Raw genomic sequence first — 17685 nt, 5'->3', positions numbered from 1 at the left:
TTTTATTTTCCTTTCGTTCGCTTCTTACCTTCACGGCACACTTCTAGTAGCGGACATACTTCGCATTGCGGTCGCTGTGCTTTGCAATGATAACGTCCAAAGAAAATCATGCGGTGATGCGTAACTCCCCACTCTTCCATTGGAACTTTCTTCATTAACGTTTTCTCTACCTCTAGCACTGAATCTTTCCAACGGCAAATAGCCAAGCGTTTACTTACCCGTTCCACATGTGTATCAACAGCGATAGCTGGGATATCAAATGCTACAGAAACAACTACATTTGCAGTTTTTCTACCAACTCCTGGTAGTTTTGTTAGTTCATCACGATCTTGTGGTACCTCTCCATTATAGTCTTCAAGCAACATTCGGCATAACTTTTGAATATTTTTCGCTTTGTTCCGATACAATCCGATCGAACGAATATCCTGTTGTAATTCTTCTAAAGATACATTTAGATAATCTTGGGGTGTCTTATATTTTTGAAATAAGCTTTTCGTTACTTTATTTACAAGGACATCTGTACATTGTGCAGATAATGCAACCGCAATTACAAGTTCAAATGGATTGTCATGATTTAATTCACAGTGTGCTTCTGGATACATTTCTGCCATTGTATCTAAACAGTAACGAATTTGTGTCTTGTTTAACATACCTTTCCTCCTATATCACTGCTCCAACCAATTATAAAAGGGAACTTTCCCTGTATATTTCGTCTCTTGTTTCGTTACTTGCTGCGATCGTTGTTGATTCGCTCTAAATTTTCGCCCTTGATCTTGCGCTTGATCAACCGTCTTAATTCCGTTCTTTTTCCACTCAAAGAGAATGCGATCAATATATCGAAAATTAAGTTTTCCACTCATTACAGATTCTCGAAGGGCTGCTTGAATTAAATTCGGATGATGTTGATCCTGATCTTGCCACATCGCTAATGTTTCACATTCAAAAGGCGATAACGGTCTACCAAATTCACGTTCAAAAATTGTATATAAATTTACTTGGAGCTGCTTTTGTTCTTCTTTTTCTTCTTCTATTGTCTCGTTCATTAAAAAATGCAAGATCTTTTCCCAAAGCGGTTGTAAGGAATAACTTTCGCACATCATCGCTTCAGATTTTTGACTACCTTCTAAGGCTAAAAAACCTTTTTGAATTAATGCTTGAATGATCTCCATACATTTCATTTCTGTTATTGTCATTCGTTCTGCAATCTCTGAAGGGGTTGGAAAAGAATTCCCCGACTCTAAAAAGGTATGGACATGGAGTACAACCATAAATTCCATCTCATTTAAACCTAATTTTCTATAATGCATCATAAGTAATTTCGGAATTGCGATGCTGCCTTGTTCAAACCATTGTAACATCATTTTTTTCTTCATAACCATACACCTCGCTTTCTAGTATAACACACCTGTTATGATTTCCTTTTACCACAATTCGTCAAAAAACCTCCCTATAGAATAGATAGGGAGGTCATTTTCATTTGCTCAGAGTTACTTATGTGATAAAAATGAACATAAGTAACTTTTTAAGCCTGTACTTTACTTCTCATAAACGTATTAATTCGCTCTAACGCTTTCTCTAATTGTTCAAGAGATGTTGCATAGGATAAACGAACATTGTTTGGTGCGCCAAATCCTGTTCCTGGAACAAGAGCGACTTTCTCTTCTTCTAATAACGCTTTTGCCCATTCATCAACTGTTTCATATCCAGCTAGCGCTACAGCTTCTTTTACGTTCGGGAATAAATAGAATGCACCTTGTGGTTTAATACAAGTGAAACCAGGAATTTGAATTAATTTATCATAAATAATGTTTAATCGTTCTTCGAATGCTTGACGCATCATCTCTACAGGCTCTTGCGATCCAGCATACGCAGCAATTGCACCGTATTGAGCAATTGAAGTAGGGTTTGACGTACTATGACTTGCTAAGTTTGTCATCGCTTTAATAAGCTGCTTATTTCCTGCTGCATAGCCAATGCGCCATCCTGTCATAGAGTGCGATTTTGATACACCATTAATAATAAGTGTTTGTTCCTTTAATGCATTAGAAAGCTGAGCAATAGATGTATACTCGATTCCACCATAAACCAATTTCTCATAAATCTCATCAGAAACGATTAAGATATCGTGTTCTAAACATACTTCTCCAAGCTGCTGTAATTCTTCCTTACTGTAAATCATCCCTGTTGGATTGCTCGGCGAATTAATAATAACAGCTTTCGTTTTCTCTGTAATTGCCCCGCGCAGCTGCTCTGGCGTAATTTTATACTGATTGTCTTCTAAGCCTTCTACATAAACCGGTTTACCACCAGCAAGCTTTACTTGTTCTGGATAACTTACCCAATAAGGAGTCGGAATGATAACTTCGTCTTCTTCATCAAGTAACACTTGAAACAACGTATAAAGTGCATGTTTTGCTCCATTACATACGATAATCTCAGTAGGATCATAGGATAATCCTTGATCACGACTAAATTTCTTCGCAATTTCTTGTTTTAATGTAGCTAATCCACCAGTTGGTGTATATTTTGTATGTCCTTCTAGCATTGCTTGATGTGCGGCATTCATAATATGTTCTGGTGTATTAAAGTCAGGTTCCCCTGCACCTAATCCTATTACATCATGCCCCTCGGCTTTTAATGCTTGTGCCTTTGCTGTAATTTCTAAAGTTGAAGACGGTGTTAAGGCAGCTACTCGCTTTGCTAATTTCATTTGTGGTTCCCCCTGCATCTATTTTTCAATGCTGTAATATCCAGCATATTTCCCATCTTGAAATTCTAGATAATAATACGTATAACGACCTTCTTGATCAATATATGTAATTTCCCACAACGGAACATCGTTTTCAGCACCTAATTTTGCCTTTACAAATTCTTTTGGATTACGGTCACTAGCCACAATCTGTAAAGCTTTCTTTTCAGAAATGCCTTCGTTCTTTTTTCGTACTAGAACATTTCCTTCTTTCTCAGGTACCCAAACGATAGTTTGTTCTCTTTTTTCATTTAAACCTTGTACGACTGTATATGAAGATTTTCCATTATAATAGTCAACGGTTTTTACCTCTGAAAGTTTTCCTTTTTCTTTCGCAATCTCTACGACTTTTGACTCTTTCGGAATTTTCTTTTCCATTGTCGCATTATAAACATGCACCCCATATAGCACAACGGCAACGATAACGATAATGATGGCAAAGATCCACTTTTTCATTGTATCACTACGTTCTGTATATCGTAAATACTGCTGTTTCTTTTTCGTTTTCGTCTAATGCCAATCCGAACATGAGGTCTTGCTCTTTTAAAGTGCGATTTAAACTATCAACGATTTTATATAAGTCAGACGAATATTTAATACGCGTCGTTGATAGCACTTCGATTTTCTTTTCCATGAAAACTCCTCCGTTACACAAAAATTTCTAATTATAGAAGAACGCAATGCGGTTACAATAAGAGTACATTCTTTACAACCCCTGCTTCATCACCCATCTATTATAGCAGGACATGTTCAGCAAAAAAAGGTTTCAAATTGAAAACCGAAACATTTGTATACAAGAAGTAAGAAAAAATAAATTTCCTCCTACCCACATTTCATGCCTGAAGTACATCGTACTTCAGGCATATTTTTATTTATTCCACTACTTATGGATCGTAACCTTTCCTACCTCTAGGAATAATACTTAGACAAGAGTACACTTTTCGTCTAAAAACCATTTGTAAAAACGAAGAACCGGTATAGAATGAAGAAACTCCTACTAACTAAAGTTTCCTTGTTTCGGCATTATTGTTCTAAGTGCTCTAATAGTTGTTCTAATGTCCCTTCATAAAGAGGAACATTCGGAATAGATTGCATAAACCTTTTTCCATAGAAAGAATTAGTTAAACGACGGTCTAACACAAACACCGTTCCAGTATCCGTCGTTGTACGAATTAATCGACCAAATCCTTGTTTAAAACGAAGAATCGCTTGCGGAAGTGCCAACTTCGTAAATACATCTTCCCCTTTATTTTTCAACCATTCGCTTTTAGCTTCCATCATCGGCTGATGAGGCGGTGTAAATGGTAATCGAACAATAACAAGACAGCTTAATGCATCTCCAGGAATATCAATCCCTTCCCAAAAACTACTTGTTCCTAACAAAATTGATTTATCAAACTCTTGAAACTTCCGAACTAAACGACTTCGACTACGATTATGAACACTTTGTGTTAGTAATACAAAATCTTCTAATTCCTCCGCTTGTTTTAAGTTTGTATATGCTTTCTTTAACATTTCATATGATGTAAATAATACGAGCATCCTTCCATTTGTCGCTTTAGCAATCTTCGTAATATGATAGGATACTTCTCTTATGTACGTATCCTCGCTTACTTCCTTAATAAGAGGGACATCAGTAGGAACCATTAATTTCACTTGCTCCTCATAATGAAATGGCGATGAAACTGTTAATGTATCTGGTGCAAAGTCATATAAGCCAAGTTGTTCCTGCATATAATCAAATGTATTATTAACTGTCAAAGTCGCCGAAGTAAAAATAACGCTTCTCTTTTTTGTTAAGAACTCATCCGCAAATCTTTCGCCTATATGGACAGGTTGTGCATATAACACAGTGGAATGAATTGTACCTTTCGTTTCTGTTTCCATCCATGTCACATATGCTGTTTTTTCTAGTATAAGCAATTGTAATGAGTCGGCCATTTTGCGCAATATTTCAAGTAAATGCATAAATTCGCCTGTAACAACATGTATCTCCCATTCAATTTTACTTTGTAATATATCCGCTTGTTTATCTAGCACAGTAAGTATTTTTCTCAACTCGTATACGAAGCGATTAGTTAACTCGACTATACTCCTCCATAGTTTTCCATCCTCTTGATCCGCATTATATCGATAAATAAGTGGTATATTATTTGCCCCTTGTTCTTGCTGTGTTTGCTGAAATATAAATGTACGTAACATTTGAAATAATTCATCCGCATCAAATTTAATTTCTTTCAACCTATGACTTAACATCCGAAAAGTTGATCGTGGTGAATTTTTAGATTTTCCCACCAATTCATACACCTTTGATAGTACATCATCTGTTTCTAACGTACCCAATCGTGATAAGATCAATTGAAAATACATGCATGAAAACTGGTCTCCAAGTGTCCGAGTCGCTGTTTCTTCAATATGATGAGCTTCGTCAAAAATAATATATTCACATGATCCCAACAATGGATCTTCGCTAACAAAGTCTTGAAATAGTAATGCATGATTTGTAATAACAATATCTGCGAACAACGCTTTATTTTTTGCACGTTGATAAAAACAGCGACTAAACCAATTGCTTTGCATTCCACCTGGACTATATGTGTCACTACATATACGATCCCACAGTAACTTCCCACCCTCTGGGATATTAAGCTCATCACGATCACCAGTCTCTGTTTGCAGTAACCATACTAAAATTTTTGCTTTCGTAAGCGCAGCATCATAGTTCTTCTCTTCTTCTTGCAATGCATATTCAAATTTATGTAAACAAAGGTAGTGTTTCCTTCCTTTTAAGAGAGCCACTTCGAATGGAAATGGTAGTATACTTTGCAATAAAGGAATTTCATTTTCAATCATTTGTTGTTGCAATTGTACCGTTTGCGTACTAATAATAACTGGCTCTTCTTTTTTCTTTGCAAAATAAATACTTGGAAGCAAATAAGCAAGTGTCTTACCTGTACCCGTACCAGCTTCAATTAATGAAAAACGAGAATCTCTTAACGCTGTATATATTTCCTTCATCATTCGCTGTTGACTTTCCCTTTTTTCAAAAGTTGGCATCTTTAATTCAAGTTGTTCCATTGACTTGTATAAAAAAGCATCAAATTTAGATGAACAATCATCACCCATTTCTAATGCATAATTTCGTTTTCGCAGCGCAATATTTCGGTATACTTCGTACTCATTTGCCTCTTCTGTACCAAGCATCACTTTATTTAAAATATTTTCTGAAATGATATTCGCTATATCACTTTGTAATACATCGCTTAGCTCATAAAAAGATTGTAAGGTGACAAGGGGGAGTTTTTCTAATTGATTTAGAAATTGTAAAAATAATTCTGCTGTCACAAGAGCATCGCTATCCGCACGATGCGGTTGATCGTGTTCCAATTCATGTTTTTTTGCTAAATCGCGCAATTTATAGCTATCAGCTGTCGGCAATAAAATTTGTGCCAATTCAACCGTATCAATTTTTGGGCAGTTTACTTCTCCATATCCAGCCTGCTTTAATTCTTCCTTCAAAAAATTCCAATCAAAGTGAACGTTATGTGCAACAAAATAAGCACCATGTAATAGTTCAGCTACCATTGGCGCAATATCGCAAAATAGCGGGGCTTGTTTCACAAGATTTTCATCAATCCCTGTTAATTCTGTAATAAATGGGGGAATCTCTCTCTTCGGGTTAACAAAAGACGAAAAAATTTCCAGTATTTCTCCATCTTCTACTACAACAGCTGCAATTTGTGTAATTCTGTCCTTCCCATCTTTCCAGGAGTTCCCTGTCGTCTCTAAATCGACAACGACATAACGCTTACTCATATGTAACACCTCAATTTCTTACCCTTTCAAACAATAAAAATTCATATATTGTTACTATACCACGTTTTATATCATCTTAATGAAAAGATGCACAAAATGAAATGATTTCATTTCAAAATAAAAAAGCTATTCCATAAGGAATAACTTTTCTTTTGTTTCTCTCAATCGGTGAGGATGAAGTCCCCGACTAATTAAAATTCTACTTTATAAAATCGTGCCAGCTTTTTCAGCACCTAACATTTCAATAATTTGATTGTTATCATCTAACACCGCAATTTTTGGTGCTTGCTTATATACTTCTTCTGCCGCTACGAGGCCGTAGCAAATAATAATAACTTTATCTCCAGGTTGTACAAGCCTTGCAGCTGCACCATTTAAACAAACAACGCCGCTTCCACGTTCTCCTTTAATCACATACGTCTCTAAGCGAGCTCCGTTGTTATTATTTACAATTTGTACTTTTTCATTTTCTACAATCTCGACTGCATCCATTAAGTCTTCATCAATTGTAATACTACCTACATAATTTAAATTTGCTTCCGTTACAGTCGCGCGGTGTAACTTTGCTCTCATCATTGTGCGAAACATAGATGTTCCCCCTTATTTAACTGTTAATGTTATATTGTCAATTAATCGTGCATTTTCAAATTTCACTGCAATTGCAAGAATAATACGTCCTTGAATTACCTCTAACTCTGTCAAAGCTGGATACGTATATAGATCTGCATAATCAACAGTACCTTGTGTATTTTTTTCAATGTATTCTTTCACGAGGTTTGTAACCACTTGTGGATTACGCTCTCCCTCTTCAATCCGCTCTTTCGCTATACATAAGCTACGATATAACTGCGGCGCTTCCTCGCGCTCTTTCTCCGATAAATATACATTGCGAGAACTTCTTGCTAATCCGTCTTCTTCCCTAATAATATCAACAGGTACAATTGTAATTGGAATATTAAAATCACGTACAAACCCTTCAATAACAGCAACTTGCTGTGCGTCTTTCATACCAAAATAGGCACGATTCGGCATTGTAATATTAAATAGCTTCATCAATACAGTCGCAACACCAGAAAAATGAACTGGTCGTTGCTTACCGCATAACACGTCTGTCCGCTTTACAACCTCAACTTTTGTAGTCTGTTCTGCTGGGTACATTTCTTCCACACTCGGATAAAATAAATAATCGACTCCAGCTTCTTTTGCTACCTTCTCATCCCTAACAATGTCCCGAGGATAGCGATCCAAATCTTCATTCGGTCCAAACTGCAATGGATTTACAAATACACTTAAAATAACCACTTCATTCTCTTCTCGTGCTTGACGTAATAAAGTAGCATGCCCTTCATGTAAATATCCCATCGTTGGAACAAAGCCACTTTCTTTCCCACTTGCACGAATTTCACTGGCAATTCTCTGCATCTCTTGCACTGTTGTTACAATTTTCATTACTGTTTCCCTCCGTATAACGCTAAGCACTCTTCCTCTTTCATTGTGAATGAATGTTTTTCTTCAGGAAATTGTCTTGCTTTTACTTCAGCAACATATTGTGAGATCCCACGTACAATTTCTTCCTGAACAGACGTATATTGCTTCACAAATTTTGGAACACGCTCCACTCCATACGTAATGAGATCGTGATAAACAAGCACTTGGCCGTCTACTTTACTCCCTGCACCAATGCCTATTGTAGGAATTGTCAGTTGCTGTGATACAAGCTCTGCTAATTGCATTGGTACGCATTCTAAAACGATTGCCATCGCACCAGCTTCTTCACACCTCTTCGCATCTTCTAACAATTTCTTTGCACTTTCCGCATCTTTTCCTTGCACTTTATAACCACCTAATACCCCCACAGATTGAGGTGTTAAACCAAGATGGGATACAACAGGAATTCCTGCATTCGTTAAGAAGCGAATGATTGAGACTACTTCATCAGCCCCTTCCACTTTCACTGCATGTGCTCCGCTCTCTTGAATAATACGACGTGCATTATGCATTGTTTCTTGCAAAGATACATGGTAAGACATAAACGGCATATCCGTTACAATAAAAGTGTCCTTAGCTCCACGGCGCACTGCTTTCGTATGATGAATCATATCATCTACAGTTACTGGAATCGTTGAATCGTATCCAAGTACAACCATTCCAAGAGAATCCCCTACTAAAATCATATCGACTTCAGCTTCTTCTGAAAGCTTAGCAGATGGATAATCATACGCAGTAAGCATCGTAATCGGCTCACCTTTCTCTTTCATTTTCAAAAAATCTGTTGTCGTTTTCAAAAATTACTCCTCCTTTATTTCAGGAGAGAGGAGATGACCGAAATCATATAAAAAACCCCTCTGGCCACAAAAGAGCAGAAGGGTTGTGTTAGTCGGCAAAATTCATCCCTCTGTCCCAGTCCGTTGTTGGATCAAGGCAGAATCCAAATTATTTTTCTTCATCGCTTGAAATAACGGTGCAGTTCACTCAGATACTGCCCATGTTCGAACTAATTATAGCAAACAAAGAAATAAAATTACTACATTTTTTTGAAAAAATAATTTTCTATTTTATTACAGTATGTGAAATTTTCAAAATACCAATTAACGGTTATCCACAATTTGATTCCTATCCATCAAATATACAAATAAAAAGAAGCTCCCAAATTGGAACTTCTCTTCACTTAATTTCTATATCCGCAGAATGAATATGATGGATCTGCCCCTTATCATCTTCTAACATAAGTACACCATCTGCTGTAATTCCTCTTGCGATACCTGTAATCGTATCTTTCATCGTTCTAGCCGTAATTTCTTTTCCTATACTTATCGCATAACTTTCCCAAAGAAGTTTAATAACCGAAAAACCATTCGTTACATATTCTTGATATAACTTCTCCATTTGTAAAAAGATCTGTTGCATCAGCTCCGCTCGAACAATTGGTTTACCTGATTCAATCGCTAAAGAAGTTGCGATTTGCTTAATCTCATCAGCAAAATGCTCTTGCTCCTGGTTTGCATTAATGCCTATTCCCATAATAACAGCGTTAATTTTATCTGGATCAGCCTGCATCTCTGTTAAAATACCAACAGCCTTTTTACCTTGTATTAAAATATCGTTAGGCCATTTAATTCCAACATGTACACCTACACATTTTTCAATCGCTTGAGCTACACTAACAGCTGCTAATAGCGTAAGTTGAGGCGCATGATGAACTGGAATAGCCGGACGCAAAATGATACTCATCCAAATTCCTGTCCCTTTTGGTGAATGCCATTTTCTACTCAAACGACCGCGCCCTGCCGTTTGTTCTTCCGCCACAACAATCGTTCCTTCTGCTGCACCTTCATAAGCAAGTTTTGCTGCAATATGCTGCGTAGACTCTACAGATTCTTCAAAATAAACTGTTCTCCCTATAAATTCTGTCTGTAAGCCTAATTGAATTTCATTCGCTGTTACTTTATCTGGTTTACTAGCAATCCGATAGCCAAGACGGCGTACAGCTTCTAGTTCATACCCTTCACTTCGAAGATCCTCCATATGTTTCCAAACAGCGGTTCTTGAGCAGCCAAGCTTGTCACTAATTATTTGACCAGATACAAACTCACCATCCGCTTCAGAAAAAACTTGTAATAATTGTTTTCTTATAGTAGATTGCATCCGTGTAGCCACTCCCTTATTTTTTCTTTCTCATTTTCTAATCGTTCTTGTAAAATTTCTTCTTCAATTCTTTGCAACACTTCTGCCACCCATGGTCCCGGCTTTTTTTCTGTCCAACCTAATAAATCATTACCACTTACCTTCATTTCCTGACGATTATGGATAGATAATGAATTAAATAATGACTGCACTTGATTTACAGAAGACATATCATATTTTTCTATAATAGCTTGATATACTCTTTCAGCCATTAAAGCAGTCTGCAAACCTGTTTTGTATAGAAAGACTGCATCCCAAGACTTTGTTTTTCTAGAACGGATTGCTAATATAACAGCTACAATATCTTTTATTTTTTTATTTGAAAATTTCCATTGACGCAAGAAAACTGATGGATGTTCTTCACCAATACAATATAGGAAAAATGCCCACGCCTCAATTTCCGTTTCAAAAGAATCCCATTTATATTGCGCAGCTTTTAAAATTCTCTCTTCTGACATTTGTAAATACGGTAAATGCGTAAATAATTTTGTCTCTACTAGTTTTTGAAGCCCCTTTACACAATATGTACCTGTCAACAGCTTTTCAAACTCAACCGTAATTCTTTCAATCGCTATATGTTCCAACAAATGTCCATACTTTTCAATCGCATACTTCGTTTGTTCCTCTAAAGAGAAGCCTAAAGTACTAACAAAGCGAATACCACGCATCATACGTAGTGCATCTTCTTGAAAACGAGAAGATGCATCTCCTACAGTTATAATTTCTTTCGTTTTAATCGCCTCTTGCCCACCAAATAAATCAATGATTTTTCCCTGTTCAGTCATCGCAATTGCATTCATTGTAAAATCACGTCTCTGCAAGTCCTCTTCTAATGAACGCACAAATTGAACAGTGCTCGGTCGTCGAAAATCCTCATATTCGCTTTCTGTTCGAAAGGTCGTCACTTCATAAGGAACTCCTTCTTGTAAAACAATAACAGTACCGTGTTCAAGACCGACAGGAACATGACGCGGAAATAGATTCATTACTTCTTCTGGTAAAGCCGATGTTGCAATATCAATATCACCAATCGGTCTACCAATAATAAAATCACGAACACTTCCACCAACGAAATACGCCTCATGTCCATGTCGGTTTAATATTTCAATAATCTCTGCAGCCTGCTTAAATCGTTTCATGTTTGTCATCCCTTAGTATGTCATAATAAATCTCCTCATATTGTGAAACAATTTTTCCTGAACCAAATTGCTCATATACAGCTGCCATCGCTTGCTCTGCCATATTTTGATGAAGCTCTTTATTCTTAAGGAGTTGTATTGCTTGTTTTGCTATGCCTAACGTATCACCAACTTTGCATATATATCCCGTTTCACCATGTTTAATAACCTCTGGAATGCCCCCAACCCGTGTTCCAATACATGGCACACCACAAGCCATTGCTTCTAGTAAAACAAGACCAAAGCTTTCTTTTTCCGATAAAAGTAACATTAAGTCACTCATGGCAAGAAGCTCTGCAACATTATCCTGTTTTCCTAAAAACAAAACATGTTCTTCAATATGTAAGCTTTTCACCAACTGTACAATTGTACAAAATTCTGGTCCATCACCAACAAGTAATAATTTCGCATCCACTTCTTTTACAATGTTAGCAAATGACTGGACAACATCTTGTACACGCTTGACCTTACGAAAATTCGAAATATGAATTAATACCTTTTCACCTTCACGTATGCCATACTCTTTTTTTAGTTGGGACATATCTCTCTTAAAATAGACACGCTCATCAATAAAATTATATACAGTCTGAATTTCTTTATTTGGCTTTACAAGCTCATTTGTTTCTTGAATTAACGAGTGAGATACAGCTGTAACAGCATCAGATCGCTCAATACCAAACCGTATTAAATTATTTAGAGAAGGGTCTGAACCAAGTACAGTAATATCAGTTCCATGTAACGTCGTAACGATTTTAATATCGTCTCCAATCATCTGCTTCGCTAAGTATGCACAAATTGCATGTGGTATTGCGTAGTGCACATGTAAAATATCCAAGTTTTCTCTCTGCGCCACCTCTGCCATTTTACTTGCTAATGCTAAATCGTAAGGTGGATATTGAAAGACAGAATATTGATTTACCGTTACTTCATGAAAATAAATGTTTGGATATACTTTATTTAATCGGAATGGAACTCCAGAGGTAATAAAGTGAATTTCATGACCTCGTTCAGCCAATTGCTTTCCAAGTTCCGTACCCACAACTCCAGAACCACCCACAGAAGGATAACATGTTATACCTATTTTCAATTTCATTTACATCCCCCTATTAAATCAGCATGTAATAAAACTGGCTTTTTACTCATAAATCCTTCAGCATACATAACTCCAACTTCTTTTCCAAACATTTTCTCACGAGCGATAATCGTTTCAACATACCCTTCCGTTAAAGGTGTCTTAACCCCATCACTTCCAGTTGTAAACTGACTTTCATACGCTTCTAACGCTGCTATCTTTTCAGAAAGCTGCTTACTAATATCTATACAGAAATTGGGTTTATGAAAACCATTAATCATATAATAATAAAAAGATTGCGCACGGTGTGGCGGAATTTCTGGCATATATTTACGAACACCCGCTGAAAATACCGCTTCTTCCACAAGTTTTGCACAATTCGCATGATCTGGGTGACGATCTTCATAATATGGTGCAAAAATTAGCGTTGGTTTATATGTACGAATAATCTTTACGATTTCCCGTATATATTCTTCTTTCATATACAAACCACGGTCCGGCATTGCTAAATTAATCCGCGTTTCTACTCCCATAATACGAGCAGCTGTCTGGGCCTCTTTTTTTCTTAATTCGACCGTTCCGTTTGAAGATAAATCAGCCTCTGTTAAATCACAGATGCCAACTTGATATCCTTGTTTCGTATATTTTGCAATGGTGCCTGCCATGCCGATTTCAACATCATCGGCATGGGCACCAAACGCTAATATATGTAATCCACTCATAATTGTTCCCCTCATTTTCTTAACTTTCGGTAGTCCAAATCCCCTCGATCTAATGCGTGCATTAACATTTCTGCACTTGCCATGTTCGTTGCAAGCGGAATTGCATATACATCACATAAACGAAGCAACGCATTTACATCCGGTTCATGTGGTTGTGCTGTTAATGGATCTCGGAAGAAAATCACCATATCTAAATCATTTTTTGCAATCATTGCACCAATCTCCTGGTCACCACCAAGAGGACCAGATTGATATCTTGTAACTTCTAAACCTGTCGCTTCCATAATACGAAGACCCGTTGTTCCTGTTGCAAAAAGTTCATGTTGTTCAAAGATTGGTTTATATGCGTATGCGAACGAAACCATATCATCCTTCTTTTTGTCGTGTGCGATTAAGGCAATCTTCATCCGTTTTCTCCCCTTTAATCGATGATATTCTCTAATCCATATACAAGATGATCAAGATTCATTACTGTTTCGATAGATAATTTTACTCCAGACATAAATGATGCTCGATTGAATGAATCATGACGAACCGTTAACATCTGTCCGTCTCCACCAAACAATACTTCTTGATGCGCAATAAGGCCTGGTAAACGTACGCTATGAATGTGAATCCCATCTACATTCGCACCACGTGCTCCTTTTAATTGTTCTGTTTCATTTGGATGACCTTGTTGTTTTGGTTCACGATTTTGACGGATTAAGTCTACTGTTTTTACAGCTGTTCCCGAAGGAGCATCTAGTTTTTGATCATGATGTAATTCAATCACTTCAACATCTTGGAAATATTTCGCTGCCATTTGCGAAAACTTCATCATAAGTACTGCACCAACTGCAAAGTTTGGAGCAATAATTGTACCTACTTGTTTTTCTTTCGCAGTATCTGTTAAATGTTGAAGTTCTTCTTCTGTAAACCCTGTCGTACCGATAACAGAACGAAGACCATGTTCAACAGCAAGTGTAACGTGTTTTTTTCCGATTTCTGGTGTCGTTAAATCTAGCAATACATCCGCTTCTACTTCATTTAAACAAGTATGTAAGTCCGCATAGATTGGGGCATCTAATGCTGGCATTCCTGGAAGATTTGAAATTTTGTCACCACCATGTTTATAATCAACTGCTGCTACTAATTGAAAATGTGGTGTTCTCTCCATTAGAAGTACAGCTTCATATCCCATGCGTCCTCTTGGTCCAGCAATAATTACTTTAATATCTTTCATTACTCTTTCTCTCCCTCTTCAATACGTGTCCAGCGATCTTTATCACGTATATTAAATTTATTCATTACAATGTTATGTGCTGTTTCTAAATCAATATGTAAGCTATTTGCCATACAGATCATAACAAATAATACATCTCCAAGTTCCTCTTCAATTGTTCGAGCTTTTTCAGTCGTTTTCTTCGGTTTTTCACCGTAATAGTGATTCACTTCTCTTGCAAGTTCACCCATTTCTTCTGTCAAACGTGCCATCATTGCAAGCGGACTGAAATAACCTTCTTTAAATTGACTAATATATGCATCAACTTCTTTCTGCATATCTTTCATCGTTTTTTGTTCCATATTGTTCACCTCTAATCCTTCCTCTTTCATGTTAGCCAATTCATGGCGATTTGACAAATATTATTCCTCTTCCCCCCTATTTGCCACGTATTTTTGGATAGACTATAATAAAGTGAAACTTTCTTTCGCAAACGCTCTTCTTGCAAAAGATTAGCCCTAGCCAATCTGACTCTTACGGATGGTCCGCCCATTCTTAGCTTTATCTCCTACCAACCGTTGGCGCAGGGCAAAGTAAAACTATTTTCTGTATTTTATCGTTTTAGCGGAGCAAAGTAACAATTACATATTAGGGGGCTTACGGCATGAAAACTAACTTGAAGATTCAAAACATTATATTTATTTTGATTGGTTCCGCTATCTTCTCTTTTGGCATCGTAAATATTAATATTGAAAATCACTTAGCAGAAGGTGGCTTTACAGGAATTACGTTATTACTTTATTTTCTATTTTCACTTGATCCATCATATACAAATTTACTCTTAAACATCCCTCTCTTTTTCGTCGGTTGGAAGTTACTAGGACGAACAACTTTCTTATATACATTAATCGGAACATTTAGTGTTTCTTTATTTCTTTGGATTTTCCAACGCTATGAATCATTAAATTTACATTTAAATTTGCAAAACGATATGACGTTAGCTGCATTGTTCGCAGGTGCCTTTATTGGCATTGGCCTCGGAATTATATTTAAATACGGCGGGACAACTGGCGGTGTCGATATTATTGCGCGATTAGCACATAAATATATTGGCTGGAGCATGGGAAAAACGATGTTTATGTTTGACGCTGTTGTCATTGTCATCTCAATTCTCACATACTTATCTTATCGCGAAGGCATGTATACGTTAGTTGCTGTCTTTATCGGAGCGAAGGTGATTGATTTTATGCAAGAAGGGGCATATGCAGCGAAAGGAGCAACCATTATTTCTGACAAAAATGACGAAATCGCAGCCAAAATTCTATCCGAAATGGAGCGCGGGGCTACCTTTTTAAAAGCTGTTGGTTCCTATACAAAGATTGAACGAAATGTCCTTTATTGTGTTGTTGCAAAAAATGAAATCGTAAAATTAAAAAATATTATCACTTCTGTGGATCCTCATGCATTTGTTGCAGTAAGCGATGTACATGATGTAGTTGGTGAAGGATTTACACTAGATGAGAATAAAAACCCGTTACATAATTAACTACATGAATTCTTCAAGCGTAAACCCATATGTGTACCTAGAAAAGCTTTCAAGCCCAAATAAGCTTTTCTAGGTGTTTTACCATTCTACTTTATATACTCCCTCAACTTTTCTAAATCAGCATAAATTAATTCCAATAAGCTTCTATTATAAAAAATTGAAGCTGGATGAAATGTCGGAAAGATATTATACACTTGCTCAGTCCATACAAAATCTGTGCTTTGATTATTTTTCAATTTCCGCACTGGTTGTTGTAATAATTCCCCATGAACATCAGTAATCTTTTTACCTGATCCCACTAAACGCTTTAGTGCAATATTTCCAAGTGTGACAATAACCGGCGCTTGCACATGCTCTATCTCATAATCTAACAAAGGAGCATGTGCAAGTACTTCTCTCTGATTAGGAGTTCGATTGTATTTCTTCTGAATAATTTGCCCGCTCCGCTCTCTTTTCTCTCTCCACGTATAAGGCCGACTACGAACAGCACTTGTAATATATACTTCTTCTCTTTTTAGACCAATATGTTCTAAAAAAACCATTAACTGCTCTCCTGCTCTTCCACTAAATGGAATACCATTATGAATTTCAGTTTCTCCAGGTGCTTCTCCAACAAGCATCAATTTCGGCTTTTCAGGACCTTGTCCACTTATAAATCCCTCTACGGCATAGTTAACACTACGCTCTTTCACATGCATCACTAATGAAGCTGGATATTGCATACTCATCACCTTTAATCTTAATCATTCTACCTATTCTTATTATAACTTTCTCTCTAGAATTCTATTACCGAATTACACGTAGAACAAAAAAACAAATGAAATTAAACCTAGTAAAAAAATTCCCATCTTCTTATTCTATAAAGATGAATTTCATCTCTACAAAAATTCACATTAGAATTCGTTCCAACAGTTAAGTTTGAGTTACCAAATTCTCCTAAAATCCAAGCATAATAAAAAAGACTATCAAAATTGATAGCCTTTAATCGTCACTACGTTGCATACCCGTATATACTAACACTAGACGAAGCAATTCAAATACTGCAACTGCTGCTGCTGCCACATATGTTAATGCTGCTGCGTTTAATACTTTACGAGCTTGCCCATATTCATCTGTCGATACAATTCCAAGAGCTTCAATTTGCTGCATTGCACGTTTGGATGCATCAAATTCAACTGGTAATGTAACAAGTTGAAACAGTACACCTGCAGCCATTAAAATAATCCCTAGTAACAATAAACCAGTCATTTGTGCAAACATACCAATTAAGATAAAAATCCATGACATATTTGATCCAAAATTCGCCATAGGCACTAATGAATGACGAAGACGCATAAAGTTATAATCATTTGCATCTTGAATCGCATGTCCTACTTCATGAGCCGCTACCGCTGTTCCCGCAACAGAATGACCATAATAGTTATCCGTTGATAAACGAACGGTCTTTGCTGTTGGATCATAATGATCTGATAAATGACCTGGTGTTTCTTCTACAGCTACATTGTATAATCCATTCTCATCTAAAATTTTCCGAGCCACTTCCGCTCCTGTCATACCGGATGTTGAATACACTTGTGAATACTTACTGTAAGCACTACGTACTTTAGACTGTGCATACAACGGTATGATCATAATGATCGCGAAGTAAATTAAATAAAACATCATGAACCTCCAGTGAAGTCTTAATTATTTAGTACTTTCCATTCTATTTTCTTCT

The 17685-nt window shown here is 36.7% G+C and carries 19 protein-coding genes; 1 reads left to right on the top strand and 18 read right to left on the bottom strand.

Annotated elements, in window-relative coordinates; genetic code table 11:
- Positions 1-2: 2 nt before the first annotated feature.
- From nth to CN288_RS10320, 16 genes are all read right to left on the bottom strand, one after another.
- Positions 3-650: an endonuclease III gene (gene nth / locus CN288_RS10400; RefSeq protein ID WP_026591168.1), complete on the bottom strand. Its 648-nt coding sequence runs from the start codon at positions 648-650 to the stop codon at positions 3-5.
- Between the two features lie 15 nt (positions 651-665).
- On the bottom strand, positions 666-1373 hold the full coding sequence (gene dnaD / locus CN288_RS10395) for a DNA replication protein DnaD (protein ID WP_026591169.1): 708 nt from the start codon (positions 1371-1373) through the stop codon (positions 666-668).
- Positions 1374-1522: 149 nt separating this feature from the next.
- Positions 1523-2710 carry an aspartate transaminase AspB gene (gene aspB / locus CN288_RS10390; protein WP_026591170.1) on the bottom strand — a complete coding sequence of 396 codons (1188 nt, stop codon included), beginning with the start codon at positions 2708-2710 and terminating at the stop codon, positions 1523-1525.
- A gap of 18 nt (positions 2711-2728) precedes the next feature.
- Positions 2729-3205: a cell wall elongation regulator TseB-like domain-containing protein gene (locus CN288_RS10385; RefSeq protein ID WP_026591171.1), complete on the bottom strand. Its 477-nt coding sequence runs from the start codon at positions 3203-3205 to the stop codon at positions 2729-2731.
- Between the two features lie 7 nt (positions 3206-3212).
- The gene (locus CN288_RS10380) at positions 3213-3383 is read right to left on the bottom strand and encodes a YpmA family protein (protein ID WP_000412180.1); all 171 of its coding nucleotides are present in this window, start codon (positions 3381-3383) and stop codon (positions 3213-3215) included.
- Positions 3384-3772: 389 nt separating this feature from the next.
- Positions 3773-6565: an ATP-dependent DNA helicase DinG gene (gene dinG, locus CN288_RS10375; protein ID WP_026591172.1), complete on the bottom strand. Its 2793-nt coding sequence runs from the start codon at positions 6563-6565 to the stop codon at positions 3773-3775.
- 204 nt (positions 6566-6769) lie between these two features.
- Complete coding sequence (panD, locus tag CN288_RS10370) at positions 6770-7153, bottom strand: aspartate 1-decarboxylase (protein ID WP_026591173.1); 384 nt, start codon at positions 7151-7153, stop codon at positions 6770-6772.
- Positions 7154-7165: 12 nt separating this feature from the next.
- Positions 7166-8014, bottom strand: coding sequence for a pantoate--beta-alanine ligase (gene panC / locus CN288_RS10365; RefSeq protein WP_098302229.1), 849 nt, complete (start codon positions 8012-8014; stop codon positions 7166-7168).
- On the bottom strand, positions 8014-8850 hold the full coding sequence (gene panB, locus CN288_RS10360) for a 3-methyl-2-oxobutanoate hydroxymethyltransferase (protein WP_090691146.1): 837 nt from the start codon (positions 8848-8850) through the stop codon (positions 8014-8016). Before panB ends, panC begins: the two co-directional genes overlap by 1 nt.
- Positions 8851-9229: 379 nt before the next feature.
- Positions 9230-10210, bottom strand: coding sequence for a biotin--[acetyl-CoA-carboxylase] ligase (locus tag CN288_RS10350; RefSeq protein ID WP_026591176.1), 981 nt, complete (start codon positions 10208-10210; stop codon positions 9230-9232).
- Entirely contained in the window at positions 10195-11388 is a 1194-nt protein-coding gene (locus CN288_RS10345) for a CCA tRNA nucleotidyltransferase (RefSeq protein WP_026591177.1), read from the bottom strand. The genes CN288_RS10350 and CN288_RS10345 overlap by 16 nt, the downstream gene beginning before the upstream one ends.
- Positions 11375-12520, bottom strand: coding sequence for an N-acetyl-alpha-D-glucosaminyl L-malate synthase BshA (gene bshA / locus CN288_RS10340; protein WP_026591178.1), 1146 nt, complete (start codon positions 12518-12520; stop codon positions 11375-11377). The genes CN288_RS10345 and bshA overlap by 14 nt, the downstream gene beginning before the upstream one ends.
- Positions 12517-13221: a bacillithiol biosynthesis deacetylase BshB1 gene (gene bshB1 / locus CN288_RS10335; RefSeq protein ID WP_026591179.1), complete on the bottom strand. Its 705-nt coding sequence runs from the start codon at positions 13219-13221 to the stop codon at positions 12517-12519. Before bshB1 ends, bshA begins: the two co-directional genes overlap by 4 nt.
- Positions 13222-13232: 11 nt before the next feature.
- Positions 13233-13628, bottom strand: coding sequence for a methylglyoxal synthase (mgsA, locus tag CN288_RS10330; RefSeq protein WP_026591180.1), 396 nt, complete (start codon positions 13626-13628; stop codon positions 13233-13235).
- A 14-nt stretch (positions 13629-13642) separates the two neighbouring features.
- Positions 13643-14443: a 4-hydroxy-tetrahydrodipicolinate reductase gene (dapB, locus tag CN288_RS10325; protein ID WP_026591181.1), complete on the bottom strand. Its 801-nt coding sequence runs from the start codon at positions 14441-14443 to the stop codon at positions 13643-13645.
- On the bottom strand, positions 14443-14784 hold the full coding sequence (locus CN288_RS10320; RefSeq protein WP_051588565.1) for a nucleotide pyrophosphohydrolase: 342 nt from the start codon (positions 14782-14784) through the stop codon (positions 14443-14445). The genes dapB and CN288_RS10320 overlap by 1 nt, the downstream gene beginning before the upstream one ends.
- Before the next feature lie 302 nt (positions 14785-15086).
- On the opposite strand from CN288_RS10320, the gene CN288_RS10315 reads away from it, so the two are divergent.
- Positions 15087-15968: a YitT family protein gene (locus CN288_RS10315; protein WP_026591183.1), complete on the top strand. Its 882-nt coding sequence runs from the start codon at positions 15087-15089 to the stop codon at positions 15966-15968.
- Between the two features lie 86 nt (positions 15969-16054).
- Here the strand turns inward: CN288_RS10315 and CN288_RS10310 are convergent, their stop codons facing one another.
- Positions 16055-16696, bottom strand: a complete 642-nt coding sequence (locus CN288_RS10310; protein ID WP_026591184.1) for a uracil-DNA glycosylase — start codon at positions 16694-16696, stop codon at positions 16055-16057.
- A gap of 253 nt (positions 16697-16949) precedes the next feature.
- Positions 16950-17633, bottom strand: coding sequence for a zinc metallopeptidase (locus tag CN288_RS10305; RefSeq protein ID WP_026591185.1), 684 nt, complete (start codon positions 17631-17633; stop codon positions 16950-16952).
- Positions 17634-17685: the final 52 nt, after the last annotated feature.

This window comes from Bacillus sp. AFS023182 (assembly GCF_002560575.1).
GTDB classification, from domain to species: Bacteria; Bacillota; Bacilli; order Bacillales; family Bacillaceae_G; genus Bacillus_A; species Bacillus_A arachidis.
Note: the sequence above shows the minus strand (reverse complement) of the source record. Positions and strands in the feature narration are given on the sequence as shown.